Annotated in this window: 16 protein-coding genes, 3 pseudogenes and 1 riboswitch; of the genes and pseudogenes, 16 read left to right on the forward strand and 3 right to left on the reverse strand. The window is 62.3% G+C overall.

Annotated elements, in window-relative coordinates; genetic code table 11:
• The first annotated feature begins 21 nt into the window (after positions 1 to 21).
• From J9889_RS02590 to J9889_RS02645, 12 genes and pseudogenes are all read left to right on the forward strand, one after another.
• Positions 22 to 747, forward strand: a complete 726-nt coding sequence (locus J9889_RS02590; RefSeq protein ID WP_210555944.1) for a copper homeostasis protein CutC — start codon at positions 22 to 24, stop codon at positions 745 to 747.
• A 38-nt stretch (positions 748 to 785) separates the two neighbouring features.
• A pseudogene (locus J9889_RS02595) lies at positions 786 to 875 on the forward strand (copper homeostasis protein CutC); the annotation flags it as partial.
• 38 nt (positions 876 to 913) lie between these two features.
• Positions 914 to 1,003: pseudogene (locus tag J9889_RS02600) on the forward strand (copper homeostasis protein CutC); the annotation flags it as partial.
• A 38-nt stretch (positions 1,004 to 1,041) separates the two neighbouring features.
• A pseudogene (locus J9889_RS02605) lies at positions 1,042 to 1,131 on the forward strand (copper homeostasis protein CutC); the annotation flags it as partial.
• Positions 1,132 to 1,322: 191 nt separating this feature from the next.
• Positions 1,323 to 1,934, forward strand: a complete 612-nt coding sequence (locus J9889_RS02610) for an FKBP-type peptidyl-prolyl cis-trans isomerase (RefSeq protein WP_010673478.1) — start codon at positions 1,323 to 1,325, stop codon at positions 1,932 to 1,934.
• 137 nt (positions 1,935 to 2,071) lie between these two features.
• Positions 2,072 to 2,953: an ABC transporter ATP-binding protein gene (locus J9889_RS02615; RefSeq protein WP_045523520.1), complete on the forward strand. Its 882-nt coding sequence runs from the start codon at positions 2,072 to 2,074 to the stop codon at positions 2,951 to 2,953.
• 79 nt (positions 2,954 to 3,032) lie between these two features.
• Positions 3,033 to 4,046: an ABC transporter permease gene (locus tag J9889_RS02620; protein WP_210555945.1), complete on the forward strand. Its 1,014-nt coding sequence runs from the start codon at positions 3,033 to 3,035 to the stop codon at positions 4,044 to 4,046.
• The gene (locus tag J9889_RS02625; RefSeq protein WP_029313965.1) at positions 4,031 to 4,342 is read left to right on the forward strand and encodes a DUF2845 domain-containing protein; all 312 of its coding nucleotides are present in this window, start codon (positions 4,031 to 4,033) and stop codon (positions 4,340 to 4,342) included. The genes J9889_RS02620 and J9889_RS02625 overlap by 16 nt, the downstream gene beginning before the upstream one ends.
• 460 nt (positions 4,343 to 4,802) lie before the next feature.
• On the forward strand, positions 4,803 to 5,822 hold the full coding sequence (locus tag J9889_RS02630; RefSeq protein WP_010673482.1) for an amino acid ABC transporter substrate-binding protein: 1,020 nt from the start codon (positions 4,803 to 4,805) through the stop codon (positions 5,820 to 5,822).
• 62 nt (positions 5,823 to 5,884) lie between these two features.
• Positions 5,885 to 7,072, forward strand: a complete 1,188-nt coding sequence (locus tag J9889_RS02635) for an amino acid ABC transporter permease (RefSeq protein WP_232091575.1) — start codon at positions 5,885 to 5,887, stop codon at positions 7,070 to 7,072.
• A gap of 9 nt (positions 7,073 to 7,081) precedes the next feature.
• Complete coding sequence (locus J9889_RS02640; protein ID WP_210555946.1) at positions 7,082 to 8,176, forward strand: amino acid ABC transporter permease; 1,095 nt, start codon at positions 7,082 to 7,084, stop codon at positions 8,174 to 8,176.
• Positions 8,177 to 8,189: 13 nt separating this feature from the next.
• Positions 8,190 to 8,933 (forward strand): amino acid ABC transporter ATP-binding protein, encoded by a 744-nt coding sequence (locus J9889_RS02645; RefSeq protein WP_010673485.1) that lies wholly within the window; start codon positions 8,190 to 8,192, stop codon positions 8,931 to 8,933.
• Between the two features lie 95 nt (positions 8,934 to 9,028).
• Here J9889_RS02645 and J9889_RS02650 read toward each other — a convergent pair whose 3' ends face one another.
• Positions 9,029 to 9,244, reverse strand: coding sequence for a DUF1107 family protein (locus tag J9889_RS02650; protein ID WP_010673486.1), 216 nt, complete (start codon positions 9,242 to 9,244; stop codon positions 9,029 to 9,031).
• Positions 9,245 to 9,421: 177 nt separating this feature from the next.
• On the opposite strand from J9889_RS02650, the gene yfcD reads away from it, so the two are divergent.
• The 3 genes from yfcD to J9889_RS02665 all read left to right on the forward strand — a co-directional run bounded on the left by yfcD (position 9,422) and on the right by J9889_RS02665 (position 11,628).
• Positions 9,422 to 9,952: an NUDIX hydrolase YfcD gene (yfcD, locus tag J9889_RS02655; RefSeq protein WP_210555947.1), complete on the forward strand. Its 531-nt coding sequence runs from the start codon at positions 9,422 to 9,424 to the stop codon at positions 9,950 to 9,952.
• Between the two features lie 112 nt (positions 9,953 to 10,064).
• A complete protein-coding gene (locus J9889_RS02660; RefSeq protein ID WP_210555948.1) occupies positions 10,065 to 10,535 on the forward strand; it encodes a peroxiredoxin in 471 nt (156 codons plus the stop codon).
• A 124-nt stretch (positions 10,536 to 10,659) separates the two neighbouring features.
• Positions 10,660 to 11,628 carry a calcium/sodium antiporter gene (locus tag J9889_RS02665; RefSeq protein ID WP_210555949.1) on the forward strand — a complete coding sequence of 323 codons (969 nt, stop codon included), beginning with the start codon at positions 10,660 to 10,662 and terminating at the stop codon, positions 11,626 to 11,628.
• Between the two features lie 65 nt (positions 11,629 to 11,693).
• Here J9889_RS02665 and J9889_RS02670 read toward each other — a convergent pair whose 3' ends face one another.
• Entirely contained in the window at positions 11,694 to 12,842 is a 1,149-nt protein-coding gene (locus tag J9889_RS02670; protein WP_180906984.1) for a type III PLP-dependent enzyme, read from the reverse strand.
• A 506-nt stretch (positions 12,843 to 13,348) separates the two neighbouring features.
• Positions 13,349 to 13,459: riboswitch (glycine riboswitch) on the forward strand.
• A 250-nt stretch (positions 13,460 to 13,709) separates the two neighbouring features.
• Between J9889_RS02670 and J9889_RS02675 the strand changes: the two genes are divergently transcribed.
• Complete coding sequence (locus J9889_RS02675) at positions 13,710 to 15,086, forward strand: sodium:alanine symporter family protein (RefSeq protein ID WP_045523510.1); 1,377 nt, start codon at positions 13,710 to 13,712, stop codon at positions 15,084 to 15,086.
• A gap of 201 nt (positions 15,087 to 15,287) precedes the next feature.
• Here J9889_RS02675 and J9889_RS02680 read toward each other — a convergent pair whose 3' ends face one another.
• On the reverse strand, positions 15,288 to 16,001 hold the full coding sequence (locus tag J9889_RS02680; protein ID WP_210555950.1) for a protein ligase: 714 nt from the start codon (positions 15,999 to 16,001) through the stop codon (positions 15,288 to 15,290).
• Positions 16,002 to 16,296: the final 295 nt, after the last annotated feature.

The raw sequence follows: 16,296 nt of genomic DNA on the forward strand, positions 1-16,296 counted from the left end.
CTCCCCGAACAAGGAGTCATCATGACCCGTCTTGAAATCTGTATCGACAACCTCGAATCCCTGTTCACCGCCCAGGCGGCCGGCGCCGATCGCATCGAGCTCTGCTCTGCGCTGGGGCTGGGCGGTCTCACTCCCTCCTATGGCTTCATGCAGCAGGTGGCGCGCCACGCCACCATCCCCGTCTACGCCATGATCCGTCCACGCGCCGGAGATTTTTGCTTCAACGACGGCGAGTTCGAGATGATGCTCTTGGATATCGCGGCCGCTCGTGCTGCGGGCCTGCAAGGGGTGGTGGTCGGTCTGCTGGATGAAGATGGACGGGTACCCGAAGGCAAGCTCCGGCAACTGGTCGAGGCGGCGGGGCCGCTCGGCGTCACCTTCCATCGGGCCATCGATCTCTCCTCCGACTGGCGGCTGGATCTCGAGACGATCGTCGCGGCGGGTTGCGAGCGCATTCTGAGCTCCGGCCATGCGCCGACCGCGCTGGCGGGGCTCGAAACCCTGCAGGCCATGCACCAGGCGCTGGCGGGACGGGCCAGCCTGATGCCGGGGGCCGGGGTCAACGCCGACAACGTGCGCACCATCATCGAATTCACCGGCGTCAATGAAGTGCACATGTCCGGCATGGGCTGGCGCGGCGGCATGGTGCCCCATGGTGTGAACATGGGCACCTCTGACGATGGCCGGGTCAATATCACCGACGGCGCCAAGGTCGCGGCGGTGAGGGCAGTGCTGGACAAGGCCTGATGCAGACCGTGCGGCGCCATGGTGCCTCTCTCTGTGACGTCAACATGGGCACCTCGGACGACGGCCGGGTCAACATCACCGACGGCGCCAAGGTCGCGGCGGTGAGGGCACTTCTGGACAAGGCCTGATGCAGACCGTGCGGCGCCATGGTGCCGCTCTCTGTGACGTCAACATGGGCACCTCGGACGACGGCCGGGTCAACATCACCGACGGCGCCAAGGTCGCGGCGGTGCGGGCTCTGTTGGACAGGGCCTGATACAGACCGTGCGGCGGCATGGTGCCGCTCTCTGTGACGTCAACATGGGTACCTCGGACGATGGCCGGGTCAACATCACCGACGGCGCCAAGGTCGCGGCGGTGATGGCATTGCTGGACAGGCCCTGATACAGACTGTGCGGCGGCATGGTGCCCTGTTTTGCTCCCTTCTCCTCTTGCGGGAGAAGGGGCGGGGATGAGGGGGCCGATGTGAGGCGTCTCCCACCGGCGGGCAATTGAGGGGCGTCTTGGCAGCACGGTGCAAAAAAGTCTGTTATCATCCCGTCTCTTTTACCATCAGGACCCGGAGCAACCTCTCAATGTCCCAATACGACTCTATCGAACAGAAGGCCAGCTACGGCATCGGCCGTAACATGGGCGACCAACTGGCTCAGCAAGCCTTCGCCGGTCTGGATATCCCGGCCCTGCAACAAGGTCTGGCAGATGCCCTGAACGGTCTGGAGTTCGCGGTCAGCCGTGACGATATCAACGATGCCTTCCAGGTCATCACCGCCCGCATGCAGGAAGAGCAGGAAGCTGCCGCCAAGGCCGCTGCCGCCGAAGGCGAAGCCTTCCTGGCCGACAACGCCAAGCGCGCCGAAGTGAAGACCACCGACTCCGGTCTGCAATATGAAGTCATGGTCGAAGGCAATGGCGCCGTGCCGGTTGCCGGTCAGTCCGTGCGCGTGCACTACCACGGTACCTTCACCCACGGTGGCGTGTTCGACAGCTCCGTTGCGCGCGGCCAACCGGCCGAGTTCCCGGTGACCGGCGTGATCGCCGGTTGGGTGGAAGCGCTGCAGATGATGCCGGTTGGCTCCAAGTGGAAGCTCTACATTCCGCAGGATCTGGCCTACGGTGCCCGTGGCGCCGGCTCCATCCCGCCGTACTCCGCTCTGGTATTCGAAGTGGAGCTGCTGGACATCCTGTGATCCGGCTGGCGTGATGCAAACGGCGACCTTGAGGTCGCCGTTTGTTTTTGGACCGCCCAAACGGGCCATGTGCCTTCGGCGGGGATTTGGATATAGTCAGAGCGTCGTCCATTCCGGCCATGTGAGGGAGACACGCCATGGCAGCCATCATCGAGGTCGTCGATCTCGTCAAGCACTTCCCCGGCGTCAAGGCGGTGGACGGGCTCAGCTTTGCCATTCCCGCCGGCAGCTGTTTCGGCCTGCTCGGCCCGAACGGGGCGGGCAAGACCACGACCATAGAGCTGCTGGAGGGGATCCTCACCCCGGACAGCGGCCGGATCCTGTTTCACGGCGCCCCGCGCGGCCCGGATTATCGCTCCCGCATCGGCATCCAGTTCCAGCACACGGCGCTGCAGGATTTCCTGACGGTGCGCGATACCCTGCGTCTGTTCGCCAGCCTCTACCCCAATCCCTTGCCACGGGAGCTGCTCATCGATCTGTGCGCCTTGGGCGAGTTCATCGACAGGGACAGTCGCAAGCTCTCGGGGGGCCAGCGTCAGCGCCTGCTGCTGGCCCTGGCCCTGCTCGGGGATCCCGAACTGCTGTTTCTGGATGAGCCCACCACAGGACTGGATCCCCAGGCGCGCCACCACTTCTGGCAGCGAATAGAGGCGATCAAGGCCCAGGGCAAGACGGTGGTGCTCACCACCCACTACATGGACGAAGCGCAGCAGCTGTGCGATCTGATTGCCATCGTCGATCACGGCCACCTGCTCAGTCTGGATACGCCGGCTGCCTTGCTAGCGCAACACTTCGACGGCGTGCTGGTGCGCCTTGGGGGGCACCCGGCCCTGGCTGGGCTCGGCTATCCCCTGCGTCCGGTCGGCGATCAGGTGGAGCTCTGTTGCCCCGACGTGGCGACCCTGTTGCCAGCCTTGCTGGATCTTGGTGTGCCGCTCACCGGCATGCAGGTGCGCTCCCCCAATCTGGAGGATCTCTTCCTGAACCTGACCGGCCACAGCCTGCGGAGCGGCGCATGAGAGGGATGACCGAGTTCTGTCTGACCGTTGCCCCCGTGTTGCGGTACGCCTTGCCGACATGCAATCCCGAGAGTGGACGATGAAGGGATCCCTCAAGCGCATCGGGGCGCTCTTCTATGCCCGCACCCTCGAGTTCGTACGCGATCGCGCGGCCCTGGTGTGGAACCTGCTTTTCCCGCTCCTGCTGGTCATCGGCTTCTCCCTCATCTTCTCCGGCCCGCCCAAACCGCTGGTGCAGATCGGGGTGGTGGGGGAACTACCCGCAACCTATGCCCCGCTGCGCGCCGTGCCGCTGCTCAAGATCATCCCCTATGACGAGGCGTCGAGAGGCCAGCTCAAGGTCCGTCATCATCAGCTGGACCTGCTGCTCTCACCCGCCGGGGGGCGTTACTGGATAAACCCGGACGCTCCTCAGGGGGCCATGGCCGAGTATCTGCTGCGCCAGGCGGTGCAGGTGCCCTTGCAAAGAGAGACCCTGAGCGGGCGCGCCATCCGCTACGGCGACTGGCTGCTGCCCGGGGTGATCGGCATGAACCTGATGTTCTCCGGCCTGTTCGGGGTCGGGTTCGTCATCGTGCGTTATCGCAAGAACGGGGTGCTGAAACGGCTGCGAGCCACGCCGCTCGGCGCGCTGGAGTTTCTCTTCGCCCAGTTGCTGTCACGGGTGCTGATCACCCTGGTGGTGAGCCTGCTGGTCTTCTGCGCGGCCTACTGGCTGCTGGGTGTGCCCCTCATCGGGTCGGGGTGGCTGCTGCTGATGATCGCCCTGGCGGGAGGAACGGCCATGGCCTCCCTTGGCCTGCTCATCGCCGCTCGCCTGCAGAACGAGGAGCTGGCGAGCGGTTTGCTCAATCTCATCAGCTTGCCCATGATGTTTTTATCCGGTGTCTGGTTCTCGCTGGAAGACGCGCCCGCCTGGCTGCAGCAGCTTGCGGCCAGGCTGCCCCTCAGCCAGATCATCGAAGCAGCCCGCGCCGTGATGCTGGAAGGGGCGGGATGGCAGGAGGTGGCAGGCCCTCTGGGTCAGGTCATGGTGTTCGCCCTGGTGTGCATTTCGCTGGGCGCCATGCTGTTCAAATGGAGTGCAAAATGAAACCTGTTCTGTGGTTGTTGCTGGTGGCGGCCTTGCCTGTGCAGGCAGGTACCCTGCGTTGCAAGAACGCCTTGCTGACCGAGGGAGACACCACGGCAGAGCTGCTGGTTCGCTGCGGCCAGCCGATGCTCAAGGAAGATCTCACCCGCTTCGAGGAGAACGGCTTCGGGGCGAGAGTGACGGTCAAGTATGCCGAGCGCTGGACCTACAACTTCGGCAAGCGGGAATTCATGCAGTTTGTCACCGTCGAAAACGGCGTGATCACCGACATTGCGGATGGTCCACGGGGAGGATGACCTCCTGGTTTTCTGAAGCCCTGCCTGCGGGAGATGAGGTCGCCATTTCCCCGCCTTTTACCTCTTTTTCTGTTGCTTTTCCGTGCCTGTTATCGCCATTTTTCCATATGGGGTCATGCTGCCTCACTCTGGTGCTTTTGGCATAAAACCGAATCTGATGAGTCAGTTGTCAGCAGAAATGGCTGCCCCAATGCGGTGCAGCCGATTTATTTTCGAAAAATAATCCTCATGCCAAGAAGGGTTTTAAGCAGCAGGCTATTTGGCAAATAAGGGTCTACTTTTGATTCTGAGAGTGCATATTCCCCCGTTCAGATATTTTGTTCTGTTGCACCATGGTTGGGCCGGATTGCACCGATTGACAGGTTTTTCTGCGGCTGGATAAGCTGCCAAAAAGCAGGGAAACGATGGCATCTCGCTAGATTTTGATGCCTGTTCGAATCAAACCACAGGGAAGAGTGACATGAAGCAGATACACAAGGCAGGTATGGTGATGGCGCTGTCGCTGATGGCAGCCAATGCGTGGGCGGACGGTACGCTGGATGCCGTCAAGAAGAAGGGATTCGTGCAGTGCGGGGTCGGTGACGGCCTGCCCGGGTTCTCCAACCCGGATGCCAAGGGTACCTGGACCGGGCTCGACGTGGACGTGTGCCGCGCCGTGGCCGCCGCGGTACTGGGGGACGCCAGCAAGGTCAAGTATGTCTCCCTCACCGCCAAGGAGCGCTTTACCGCCCTGCAGTCCGGGGAGGTGGACCTGCTCTCGCGCAACACCACCTGGACCCTGACCCGGGATGGGTCGTTGGGCCTCACGTTCGCAGGGGTGAATTATTACGACGGGCAGGGGTTCCTGGTCAAGCAGTCCCTCGGGGTCAAGAGCGCCAAGGAGCTTGACGGTGCCGCCGTCTGTATCCAGTCCGGTACCACTACCGAGCTCAACCTGGCCGACTATTTCCGCGCCAATGGCGGCATGAAGTACACCCCAGTGGTGTTCGATACCTCGGATCAGACCGTCAAGGGCTTCGAAGCTGGCCGCTGTGACGTGCTGACCTCGGATCAGTCCCAGCTCTATGCCCTCAAGATCAAGCTCACCAAGCCAGAGGAAGCCGTGGTGCTGCCGGAGGTCATCTCCAAGGAGCCGCTGGGCCCAGCCGTGCGTCAGGGTGACGATCAGTGGTTCAAGGTGGTGCGCTGGAGCCTCAACGCCATGCTCAATGCCGAGGAGGCCGGGGTCACCTCTGCCAACGTGGACGAGATGCTCAAGTCCACCAACCCTGACATCCGTCGCCTGCTGGGGCTGGAAGAGCCCAAAGGGACTGTGCTGGGGCTGGATGATAAATGGGCTTACAACATCGTCAAACAGGTCGGCAACTACGGTGAATCCTTCGATCGCAACGTCGGTGCCGGCTCCCCCCTCAAGATTGATCGCGGCATCAATGCCCTCTGGAACAAGGGCGGTCTGATGTACGCGCCACCCATCCGCTGAGTCGACAGTCACCGGGGGGCCTGGCCCCCCATGTTTTCCCTGGCTTTGTCGGAGTCATCCTCATGGCGTTACACGCATCAAACCATAGGAAAGAACAGGGCCGCTGGTGGTATGACGCCAAGGTGCGGGCGCTGTTCTTCCAGTGCCTGGCCATCGCGGCGGTTATCGGGTTTCTGTTCTACATCGTCAACAATGCCCTGACCAATCTGGCCACCCGTGGTATTACCACAGGCTTTGATTTTCTGGGCAACACGGCCGGTTTCGGCATCTTGCAGAGCCTCATCCCCTACGACGAGACCTATACCTTCGGTCGCACCTTCGTGGTGGGCTTGCTCAACACCCTGCTGGTCTCCGTGCTCGGCATCCTGTTTGCCACCCTGCTCGGGTTCGCACTCGGGGTCGCGCGCCTGTCGCGCAACTGGCTGGTGGCCAAGATAGCGGCCGTCTACATAGAGACGTTTCGCAACATCCCGCTGCTGCTGCAGATCTTCTTCTGGTACTTCTCGGTGCTGCGTACCCTGCCTTCCCCGCGTCAGAGCGTGGATATAGGCGGGCTCGCCTTCCTCAACGTGCGGGGCTTCTATCTGCCCAAGCCCCTGTTCGAAGAGGGATTCGGCTACGTGCTCTGGGCACTGGTGCTGGCGGTACTGCTGAGCTGGGGGCTGGGCCGCTGGGCTCGCCGCCGTCAGGCCCTGACCGGCAGGATCTTCCCGTTCTGGCGCTGTGTGGCCGCCCTGGTCATTTTGCTCCCGGGGATCACCTTCCTGCTGGCGGGCAGCCCGCTTAGCTGGAGCGTGCCTGCGCTGCAGGGGTTCAACTTCCGGGGGGGGCTGACGGTGCTGCCGGAGCTCGCGGCCCTCTTGCTGGCGCTCACCATCTATACGGCGGCCTTCATCGCCGAGATAGTGCGATCCGGCATCCTGGCCATCAGCAAGGGTCAGACTGAGGCGGCTTCCGCCCTCGGGCTCTCGCCCACCAAGACGCTGCGGCTGGTGATCATTCCCCAGGCCATGCGGGTCATCATTCCTCCCTTGACCAGCCAGTATCTGAACCTCACCAAGAACTCCTCCCTGGCGACCGCCATCGGCTATCCGGATCTGGTCTCGGTGTTCATGGGGACGACTCTCAACCAGACAGGGCAGGCCATCGAGGTCATCGCCATGACCATGGGGGTCTATCTCGTCATCAGTATCACCACCTCGGTGCTGATGAACATCTACAACCGCAGAATGACGCTGGTTGAGCGCTAGGGAGCTGTCATGTTCGTGAATGAATTGCAGGAGGCGCTGCCGCCTCCCAACCACCGTCGGGGGCCGCTCGCCTGGATCAGGCAGAACCTTTTCCCCAACTGGTGGAACGGCCTGCTGACCCTGGTGCTGGCCTATCTATTGCTGCCACTCATCTGGTCTGCACTGGACTGGGCGCTGTTCTCGGCCACCTGGCAGGGGAGCAGTCGCGAGTCCTGCGTCCAGGGCGGTGCCTGCTGGATCTTCATCGAGAGCCGGCTGGGGCAGTATCTCTATGGCTTCTACCCGGCCGATCAGTACTGGCGTATCAACCTGACCTTCGCCGGTCTAGCGGCGCTGCTGGCCTTGCTCATCTGGCCAAAGACCACGCGCAAGGGGTGGCTGGCGCTCTTCACCCTGCTGGTGTTCCCTGTCATCGCCTTCTTCCTCATCCATGGGGGAGCGGGGCTGGAGGTGGTGGAAACGAACCGCTGGGGCGGGCTGATGCTCACCCTGGTGCTGGCGGTGGTGGGCATAGTGGTCGCACTGCCGTTCGGCATCCTGCTGGCACTGGGGCGTCGTTCCCACATGCCGGTCATCTCCAGCCTCTGTACCGTCTATATCGAGTTCTGGCGGGCGGTGCCGCTCATTACTGTGCTCTTCATGGCGTCCGTCATGCTGCCACTGTTCATGAGTACCGAGGTGGAGCTCGACAAGCTGCTGCGGGCGCTCATCGGCATCATCCTGTTCCAGGCGGCCTATGTGGCCGAGGTGGTGAGAGGGGGGCTGCAGGCGATCCCCAAGGGGCAATATGAGGCGGGGGATGCCCTGGGGCTCTCCTACTGGAAGGTGATGGGCCTCATCATCATGCCCCAGGCCCTCAAGATCACCATTCCTTCCCTGGTGAACACCTTTATTTCCCTGTTCAAGGACACCAGCCTGGTGCTGATCATCGGGCTGTTCGATCTGCTGGCCATCTCCAAGGTGGCCCTGGCGGATCCGGCCTGGCTGGGGTATTCCACCGAAGCTTATGTCTTTATCGCCATGATCTTCTGGATGTTCTGTTTTGGTATGTCCCGCTACTCCATCTATCTGGAGCGCAAACTCAACACGGGCCACAAGCATTAGGAGTCGTTCTGATATGAAAACGGACGCAGTTGTCGAACTGAAAGAGGTCAACAAGTGGTACGGTGAGTTTCACGTGCTGCGCAACATCAACCTGCAGGTGGGCAGAGGGGAGAAGATCGTCATCTGCGGACCATCGGGGTCGGGCAAGTCCACCATGATCCGCTGCATCAACCGGCTGGAAGAGCACCAGAGCGGAGACATCCTGGTCAAGGGCACGGCCCTGACCTCGGATCTCAAGAACATCGAGACGGTGCGCCGGGAGGTGGGCATGGTGTTCCAGCACTTCAACCTCTTCCCCCATCTGACCGTGCTGGAGAACTGTTGCCTGGCGCCCATCTGGGTCAAGCAGTTGCCGCGCAAGGAGGCCGAGGAGATCGCCATGAACTTCCTGCGCCGGGTGCGGATCCCCGAACAGGCGCTCAAGTATCCGGGGCAGCTCTCCGGTGGCCAGCAGCAGCGGGTCGCCATCGCCCGCAGTCTGTGCATGAATCCCCAGGTGATGCTGTTTGACGAGCCGACGTCTGCGCTGGATCCCGAGATGGTGCGGGAGGTGCTGGATGTGATGGTGGAGCTGGCCCACGAGGGGATGACCATGCTCTGCGTCACCCACGAGATGGGGTTTGCCAAGCAGGTGGCGGACAGGGTGATCTTCATGGACCGGGGCCAGATCATAGAAGAGAACGTGCCGGATCAGTTCTTTGACAACCCCCAGTCCGATCGGACCAAGCTCTTCCTCTCCCAGATCCTGCAGCACTGAGGCAGGGCACAACCTTCAGAAAAACAGCCCGCACGCTCGAATGAGCGGCGGGCAAATGTGTACATGGAAGTCGACGACAGACAGAAAGGAGTATGTCAGCCCGGCAACAGGGTGGTGGTGCGCAGATCGCGCACGGCCAGGTTGATCTGCCGGGCCAGGCTCAGCGCCTGATGACAGCTCAACGGCTTCACATCGATGATCCCCCCTTGAAACTCAAACCGCCCCAGTGCTTCAACCATGAAACTTCCATGATGGAAGCTCTTGATATAGCGAGCAATTCGACGGGGAGACCACTGCTTGAACACCTTCATGGCAAGAGACCCTGTTGTTTGGACAGGGCACACTATGCCGACGGACCGTGACACTGATGTGACACTTGATAAAGATTTGTATGAATCTGTCTTGTGATCGGCTGGCGTGCAGCCCCGGCGTTGAAAAAGTAGTGAGAGTCCGGGTCCGGGGCCCGATATACTGCGGCCATTGCAGACATGACAAAGGTGCCGCACGTGGAGTGGGTGGACATAGTAGACGAGCAGGACAGGGTGATCGGGGTGGCTGAGCGCGCCAGGGTGCGTCAGGAAAACCTGCGTCATCGTGCCAGCTACATCCTGGTGCTGGATGAGGGTGAGCGCATCCTGGTGCAGCGGCGCACCCCGAGCAAGGATTTTTGCCCCGGCATGCTGGATGCCTGCGCCGGTGGCGTGGTGACCACGGGGGAGGCCATGGCCCTTTCCGCCCGGCGGGAGCTGGCCGAGGAGCTGGGGATCCGCGACGTGCCCCTGCAGGATTACGGCACCTTCTATGCCGAAGGGGAGGCGAGCGGCAGCCGCTACCGGGTCTGGGGCGGCCTGTTCAGTTGTCACTATCAGGGGCCGCTGCAACTGCAGGCCGAAGAGGTGAGCGAGGTGCACTGGATGAGCCTGGGCGAGATAGCCGATCGGGCGGGCGAGTTCACGCCTGACTCCCTGCTCGCCATCGCCACCTGGCAGGCAAGGCGCCTGCCATCAGGCCATAAATAGGGGCGACAGGCGTTCGCTCCCCGATCGCTTGGTTGCTGCTCGATGGACCCCTTCGCCTTCTGGTGGAATGGGGTAGACTGGGCCTCTTTGAACCACAGAAGGATGCGTCATCATGATCACGGTCGGTCAATCCCTGCCCGCAGGGGAATTTACCTTTATCACCGCCGAGGGCAAGCAGGTGAAGGATACCCGGGCCCTGTTTGCCGACAAGCGGGTGGTGCTCTTTGCGGTGCCCGGCGCCTTCACCCCCACCTGCTCCAACGCTCACCTGCCGGGCTACGTGGTCCTGGCCGATCAGTTCAAGGCCAAGGGGGTGGAACTGTGCTGTCTGTCGGTCAACGACGCCTTCGTGATGAAGGCGTGGCAAGAGGCCCAGAACGCCTCTGCCATCACCATGATGGCGGACGGTGACGGCAGCTGGACCCGGGCACTGGGTCTGGCCAAGGAGACCGGGGCCTTCGGCGGCGTGCGGGCCCAGCGTTTCGCGCTTATCGCCAACGACGGTGTGGTGGAGCGGCTCTTCGTGGAGGCGCCGGGCAAGTTCGAGGTGTCGGATGCCCAGAGCCTGCTGGCGGCGCTGTGAAAGATTAATCGGTGTTTGATTACACCTTGAAATAGCAAGCGGCCCCGTTACACTGAGGCCGCGTTTGGATGGAGCCAGGCAACTTGCCTGGCTCTCGTGTTTGCCGTGGATGAGATAGAACAATATGACCCTGGCTTTTGTTGCCCTGATTGCCGGACTGGCGTTGCTGGTCTGGAGTGCCGACAAGTTCGTGGACGGCGCCGCCGCCACCGCCCGTTACGCCGGTATGCCGCCGCTGCTGATCGGCATGGTGATCATCGGTTTTGGTACCTCGGCCCCCGAGATGGTGGTCTCCGCGCTGGCGGCCTCCCAGGGCAATCCCGGGCTCGCGCTCGGCAATGCCTATGGCTCCAACATCACCAATATTGCCCTGATCCTGGGTCTGACCGCCCTGATCAGCCCCATCGCCGTCGCCTCTCAGGTGGTGCGCAAGGAGATCCCCATCCTGCTCGGCATCACCCTGCTCTCCGGCGCCCTGCTCATCGACGGCAATCTGGGCCGGATGGATGCCGCCATTCTGGGGGCCGTGTTCGCAGTGCTGATGGGCTGGTCCATCTGGGCCGGCATGAACGGCAAGGGGGATGCGCTGGATACGGATACCGAGGAGGACATCGTCTCCGAGGGCATGTCTCTCAAGAGCGCCATCCTCTGGCTCATCGTCGGCCTGGTGCTGCTGATCGGGGCTTCCCGTCTGCTGGTGTGGGGGGCGGTGACCATCGCCCAGGGTTTTGGCATCAGCGATCTGGTGATTGGCCTGACCATAGTCGCGGTGGGGACCTCCCTGCCGGAGCTGGCATCGTCCCTCATCGCCATTCGCAAGAACGAGCACGATCTGGCCCTTGGCAACGTGCTGGGTTCCAACCTGTTCAACACCCTGGCCGTGGTGGGCATCGCCGCCGGCATCCACCCGCTCGCGGTGGCGCCCGAAGTGCTTTCCCGTGACTGGAGCATCATGATGGGGCTGACCCTGTTGCTGCTGGTGATGTGTCTGGGCCGCAAGGGGCAGGGGCGCATCAACCGGCTGGAGGGGGGCGTGCTGCTCGCCTGCTTCGTCGCCTACACCGGCTGGCTGCTGACGAGCCAGTTCATCTAGTCTGATGATGAAATGAAAGAGGGGACGCCGCGGCGTCCCCTCTTTTTTGTGCGCGGGTCCTGGTCTCAGGCCACGGCAACCAGCTTCTGCTTCTGGGCGCTGTCCAGGATCAGGATGCTCGCCTTGGGGAAGAAGTTGAAGGTGGACGCGGAGGCCCAGGTGTAGGCCCCCATCACCCGACCCACCACCAGCTCGCCGATCTCGAGATCCGGCAGCATGATGCTGTCGCGGATGACGTCCACGCTGTCGCAGGTGGGGCCGGAGAGCACCGCATTGTGCAGTTCGCCGTTGGCATAGGGCGTGCTCACCGGGTAGGTGACGTGGTCGTAGAGCTGGCCGTTGTAGCTGCCGTAGAGACCGTCATCCAGGTAGTACCAGATCTTGTCGCCGCGGTGGGCCTTGCCCATCACGCTGGAGACCGAGGTCATGGCCGGCGCGCTGATGAAGCGGCCCGGCTCGGCAATCTTCTGCACCGTGGCGGGCAGCTTGGCCAGGGCCTCGCGGATCGGGGCGCAGAAACCGTCGATGTCGAACTCGCCGCCGTCATAGTCCACCGGGAAGCCGCCGCCGATATCCAGCACCCAGGGCTTGAGCCCGAGCTCCCAGGCCTGCTCCATGATCTCGCGGCAGGCGTCGATGGCCTGCACGTGGCGACGGGCGTGGGGCACCTGGGAGCCGACGTGGAACGACAGCCCCATCACCTTGATCCCCTTGGCCTGGGCCAGTTGCAGCAACGGCAGTGCCTGCTCCGGGGTGCAGCCGAACTTCTTGGAGAGATCGACCTTGGTCTCGGGGTTCGGGAAGCTGACCCGCAGCAGCAGTTTCACTTCATCCTTGTAGGGCAGGAACTTTTCCAGCTCCAGCGGGTTGTCATAGACAAACACGGTGCAGCCGAATTCCAGGGCATAACGGATGTCGCTGTCACGCTTGATGGGATGGGTATGGATGCAGCGTCCCGGGCGAACCCCTTGGCTGCGCACCAGATCCACTTCGCCATTGGTGGCCAGATCGAAACAGGCCCCCTCTTCCTTCAAGACAGAGACCACCGCCTCGTGGGGCAGGGGCTTGAGTGCATAATGCAAGCGCACATCGGGCAGGGCGGCCGCCAGGGCCCGATACTGTTTGCGGACGGCTGCCTTGTCGAGCAGCAGCAGGGGGGAGCCGAATTGTTCAACCAACTGACGGTAATCTTGTGCGACCAGGGTCTCGTTCATTCTCTTTTGATAGTCCTTAGGGGGCGTGATATGCCCAAGCCATATGCGATTGAACCGGCAACGGCCGGCTCAGGCGAGCGGTCCGGAGGGACCCACCAGGCACATTGCATAACTCCCTTGCAAAGTGCTTAGTTATGCGCGGGATTATCGGCTTATTGAGTTTGTGTGCAAGCATTTTGATTGGATATGTCGGCAAGTTTTTCTGGTCGAGACGAAACAGGCTCTTGATACGGGGAGCGATCAGGGCCGTGATGGGGAGCACCCCCGAAGGGAGCTTGATAAGCTGTTGATAGTTAACGAACTAATAACATCAGGCCTGGGGGTTGCGGCCAGGTAAAAAGGGGGCGCCGGGGCCAGGGAGTGCGAGACAGCTCACATTTTTTGGATTACCATGCCCGCTTCCTGATCCAAACTAGTTCGGATGAAGGTAGCAGGAGAGCGATGGGCAACCATCCACCGAAGAAGTGAATCTTTCAGGTACCGGGCAACCGGTGTGGACTGCTACTGGACGATACTCTGGAGAGACCCGTTGAATCGGGCGCCGAAGGAGCAAGGCACCGTGATTGCATCGCAATCTGGCGCCGGAAACTCTCAGGCAAAAGGACAGAGGGGATGGGATGGTTGTACCTGAGCTTGGAACTGTTCACGGTCTGTCACGAGAGGTCGTCAGCAAGGTAAAGAGCAGCGCAGGAACCGGAGTGTATGTAAATACATGAGGCTTTCGAGCAGCGCATGAGCCTTGATCACGGCCTCGCAGCAAGAGTGTGAACACGTTTTTGGCCCGCATCCGATCGCCTCTGGTTGATCGCGACACCTATGGGAAGATCATCCTTCTCCTCCTTAATCGTTGTTTTTTAAGGAGGATGCATGTCATCAATTCAATCGGCGCTCGCCGCCATCGATAGCTTTATCTGGGGTCCCCCCCTGCTGATCCTGCTGGTCGGGACCGGTATCTATCTCACCTGGCGATTGGGTCTGCTTCAGATCGTGCGTTTGCCGCTGGCCCTCAAGCTGGTCTTTGGCCGCGATCAGGGGCAGGGCAAGCAAGGGGATGTCTCCAGCTTTGGTGCCCTGTGCACCGCCCTCTCCGCCACCATCGGCACCGGCAACATCGTCGGGGTCGCCACCGCCATCAAGCTCGGCGGCCCGGGCGCCCTGTTCTGGATGTGGATGGCCGCCCTGTTCGGCATGGCCACCAAGTACGCCGAGTGCCTGCTGGCGGTGAAATATCGCCAGCAGGACGCCAACGGCCAGATGGCAGGTGGCCCCATGTACTATCTGGAGAAGGGGCTCGGCTCCAGGCCGCTCGCCAAGCTGTTTGCCCTGTTCGGCATCGGCGTCGCCTTCTTCGGCATCGGTACCTTCCCCCAGGTCAACGCCATCAGTGATGCCATGAGCCTCTCCTTCTCGGTACCCCGTGAAGTGACCGCCGTGGTGCTGACCCTGATCGTGGCGCTGGTGACCCTGGGGGGTATCCAGTCCATCTCCAGTGTGTCGAGCAAGGTGGTGCCCTTCATGGCCATCTTCTACATCGTCGCCTGTGCCGGGGTGCTGGTGAACAATGCAGGCGCCCTGCCCGATGCGGTCATGCTGGTGATCGGGAGCGCCTTCACCGGCCATGCGGCCACCGGCGGTTTCGTCGGCGCCGGCATCATGCTGGCGATCCAGTCCGGGGTGGCGCGCGGGGTCTTCTCCAACGAGTCGGGGCTGGGTTCGGCACCCATCGCGGCGGCGGCGGCCAAGACCGATTCCTGCGTGGAGCAGGGGCTGGTCTCCATGACCGGTACCTTCATCGACACCATCATCATCTGCACCATGACCGGCCTGACGCTGGTGGTGACCGGGGTGTGGAGCGGCGATGCAAGCGGTGCGGCCATGACCAGTCTGGCCTTTGCCCAGGGGCTGGATGCCCATGTGGGTCAGTATCTGGTGAGCATCGGCCTCCTGTTCTTCGCCTTTACCACCATCCTTGGCTGGAACTACTACGGCGAGCGCTGCACCGAGTACCTGTTCGGGGTGAAGGCGATCAAACCCTACCGCCTCATCTATCTGGTGCTGGTGGCGAGCGGTGCCTTCCTCCATCTGGACCTGATCTGGCTCTTGGCCGACATCGTCAACGGCCTGATGGCGGTGCCCAACCTCATCGGTCTCATCGGCCTGCGCCACGTGGTGATTGCCGAGACCCGTGCCTACTTCAGTCGGGACCGGGATACGGAATCCGAGCCCGAGCCGCAGACGGCCTGATGAGAAGCGGGCCTGCGGGGTGCCCTGTCGCCGGGCCCCTGTCCATGGCGTCAACCGGGATCCGGGCTGGGATGGCAAAACCCGGGGCTTGATCCCGGATCCTCTGACAATATCTGTGCGAAATACGCAAAAGCCACGACGCTCATCTTGGCTTTTTTGCATTTTACGCAATGAATGGCGGCGCTTGTTGCCCCCAGGGGGTCAGGGGGAGGGAATATCTCCGGTGAGCCGCTGCGCCAGCGCTTCGCTCACCCGGCTCACCAGGGCCGCCTCATCCCCCTGCCAGCCAATGGCGTGGACCAGGGTGGTGGAGGTGCCCGGAGCAAAGCGCAGCTCGCCCCCGGCCAGTTCGTAGAAGCGGCTCGCCATCCGGGTGCCTTCATCCACATCCCCCGCCACCAGCAGCATGGCTTGCGCCAGCACGGCGCCGCCGTGATCCTGCCCCGGCGCCAGCCAGCGCTGGGCGGTGCCGGTCACCTTGCGACCCCCGATCACCAGGTTGTACTGGCCGTCGCAAAACGAGCCGGGCACGAAGTCGTAGCTGCCCGCAAGACCGTGTTCCTCCAGCAGGGCGAGCAGGGGCGCCCCCAGCAGCCGGTAGTAGTGGGCCAGATCCGTGGTGGTGCGGGGCAGCATGAGGGAGAGGTTGAGGATGCCGGCGCCGTGGGGCACGGCGGTGCCGCCGCTGTCGCGCACGAACACCGGCCAGCCCTCGGCGGCAAGCTGCTCGCAGGCGGCCTGGTAGCGGGGCAAACGGGTGTCCTTGCGGGTGACGATGAGGCATTGAGGGCCCTGCCAGAGGAGGGCCCTGGGCTCGCCGTCACCGGCGCACTCCCGCAGCCAGCGCTGCTCCTCGGCCAGGATCTGGTCGGGTGTCTGGTGGGCGGGCGGCGGGGGCAGCAGGGTATAAGGCATGAAAGGCATCCTTTGGCAGAGGCTGCCAAGCACAGTACGCGCGGGGGCAAACAAGGTAAAGCCCCGCGTGGCGGCAATGCTGTTCAGATAAGCACTTTTTTGACTGATTATTCATAAATTGGATTTGAGTTGAGGGGGCAAGGCTGTGTCCAGTCGATCTTCCTCCAGCCTTTATCCAGCGGGGCTTGCAATAGAAAGAGGGAGGCATCATGCCTCCCTCGCTTTTTTGTCCTGATACTACGTGGACTGGAACTCAAATTCTCTTAAGTGAACAGCATTGCCGCGTGGCGGGGCT

Source organism: Aeromonas sp. PrichA-15, assembly GCF_017939245.1.
GTDB classification, from domain to species: Bacteria; Pseudomonadota; Gammaproteobacteria; order Enterobacterales; family Aeromonadaceae; genus Aeromonas; species Aeromonas caviae.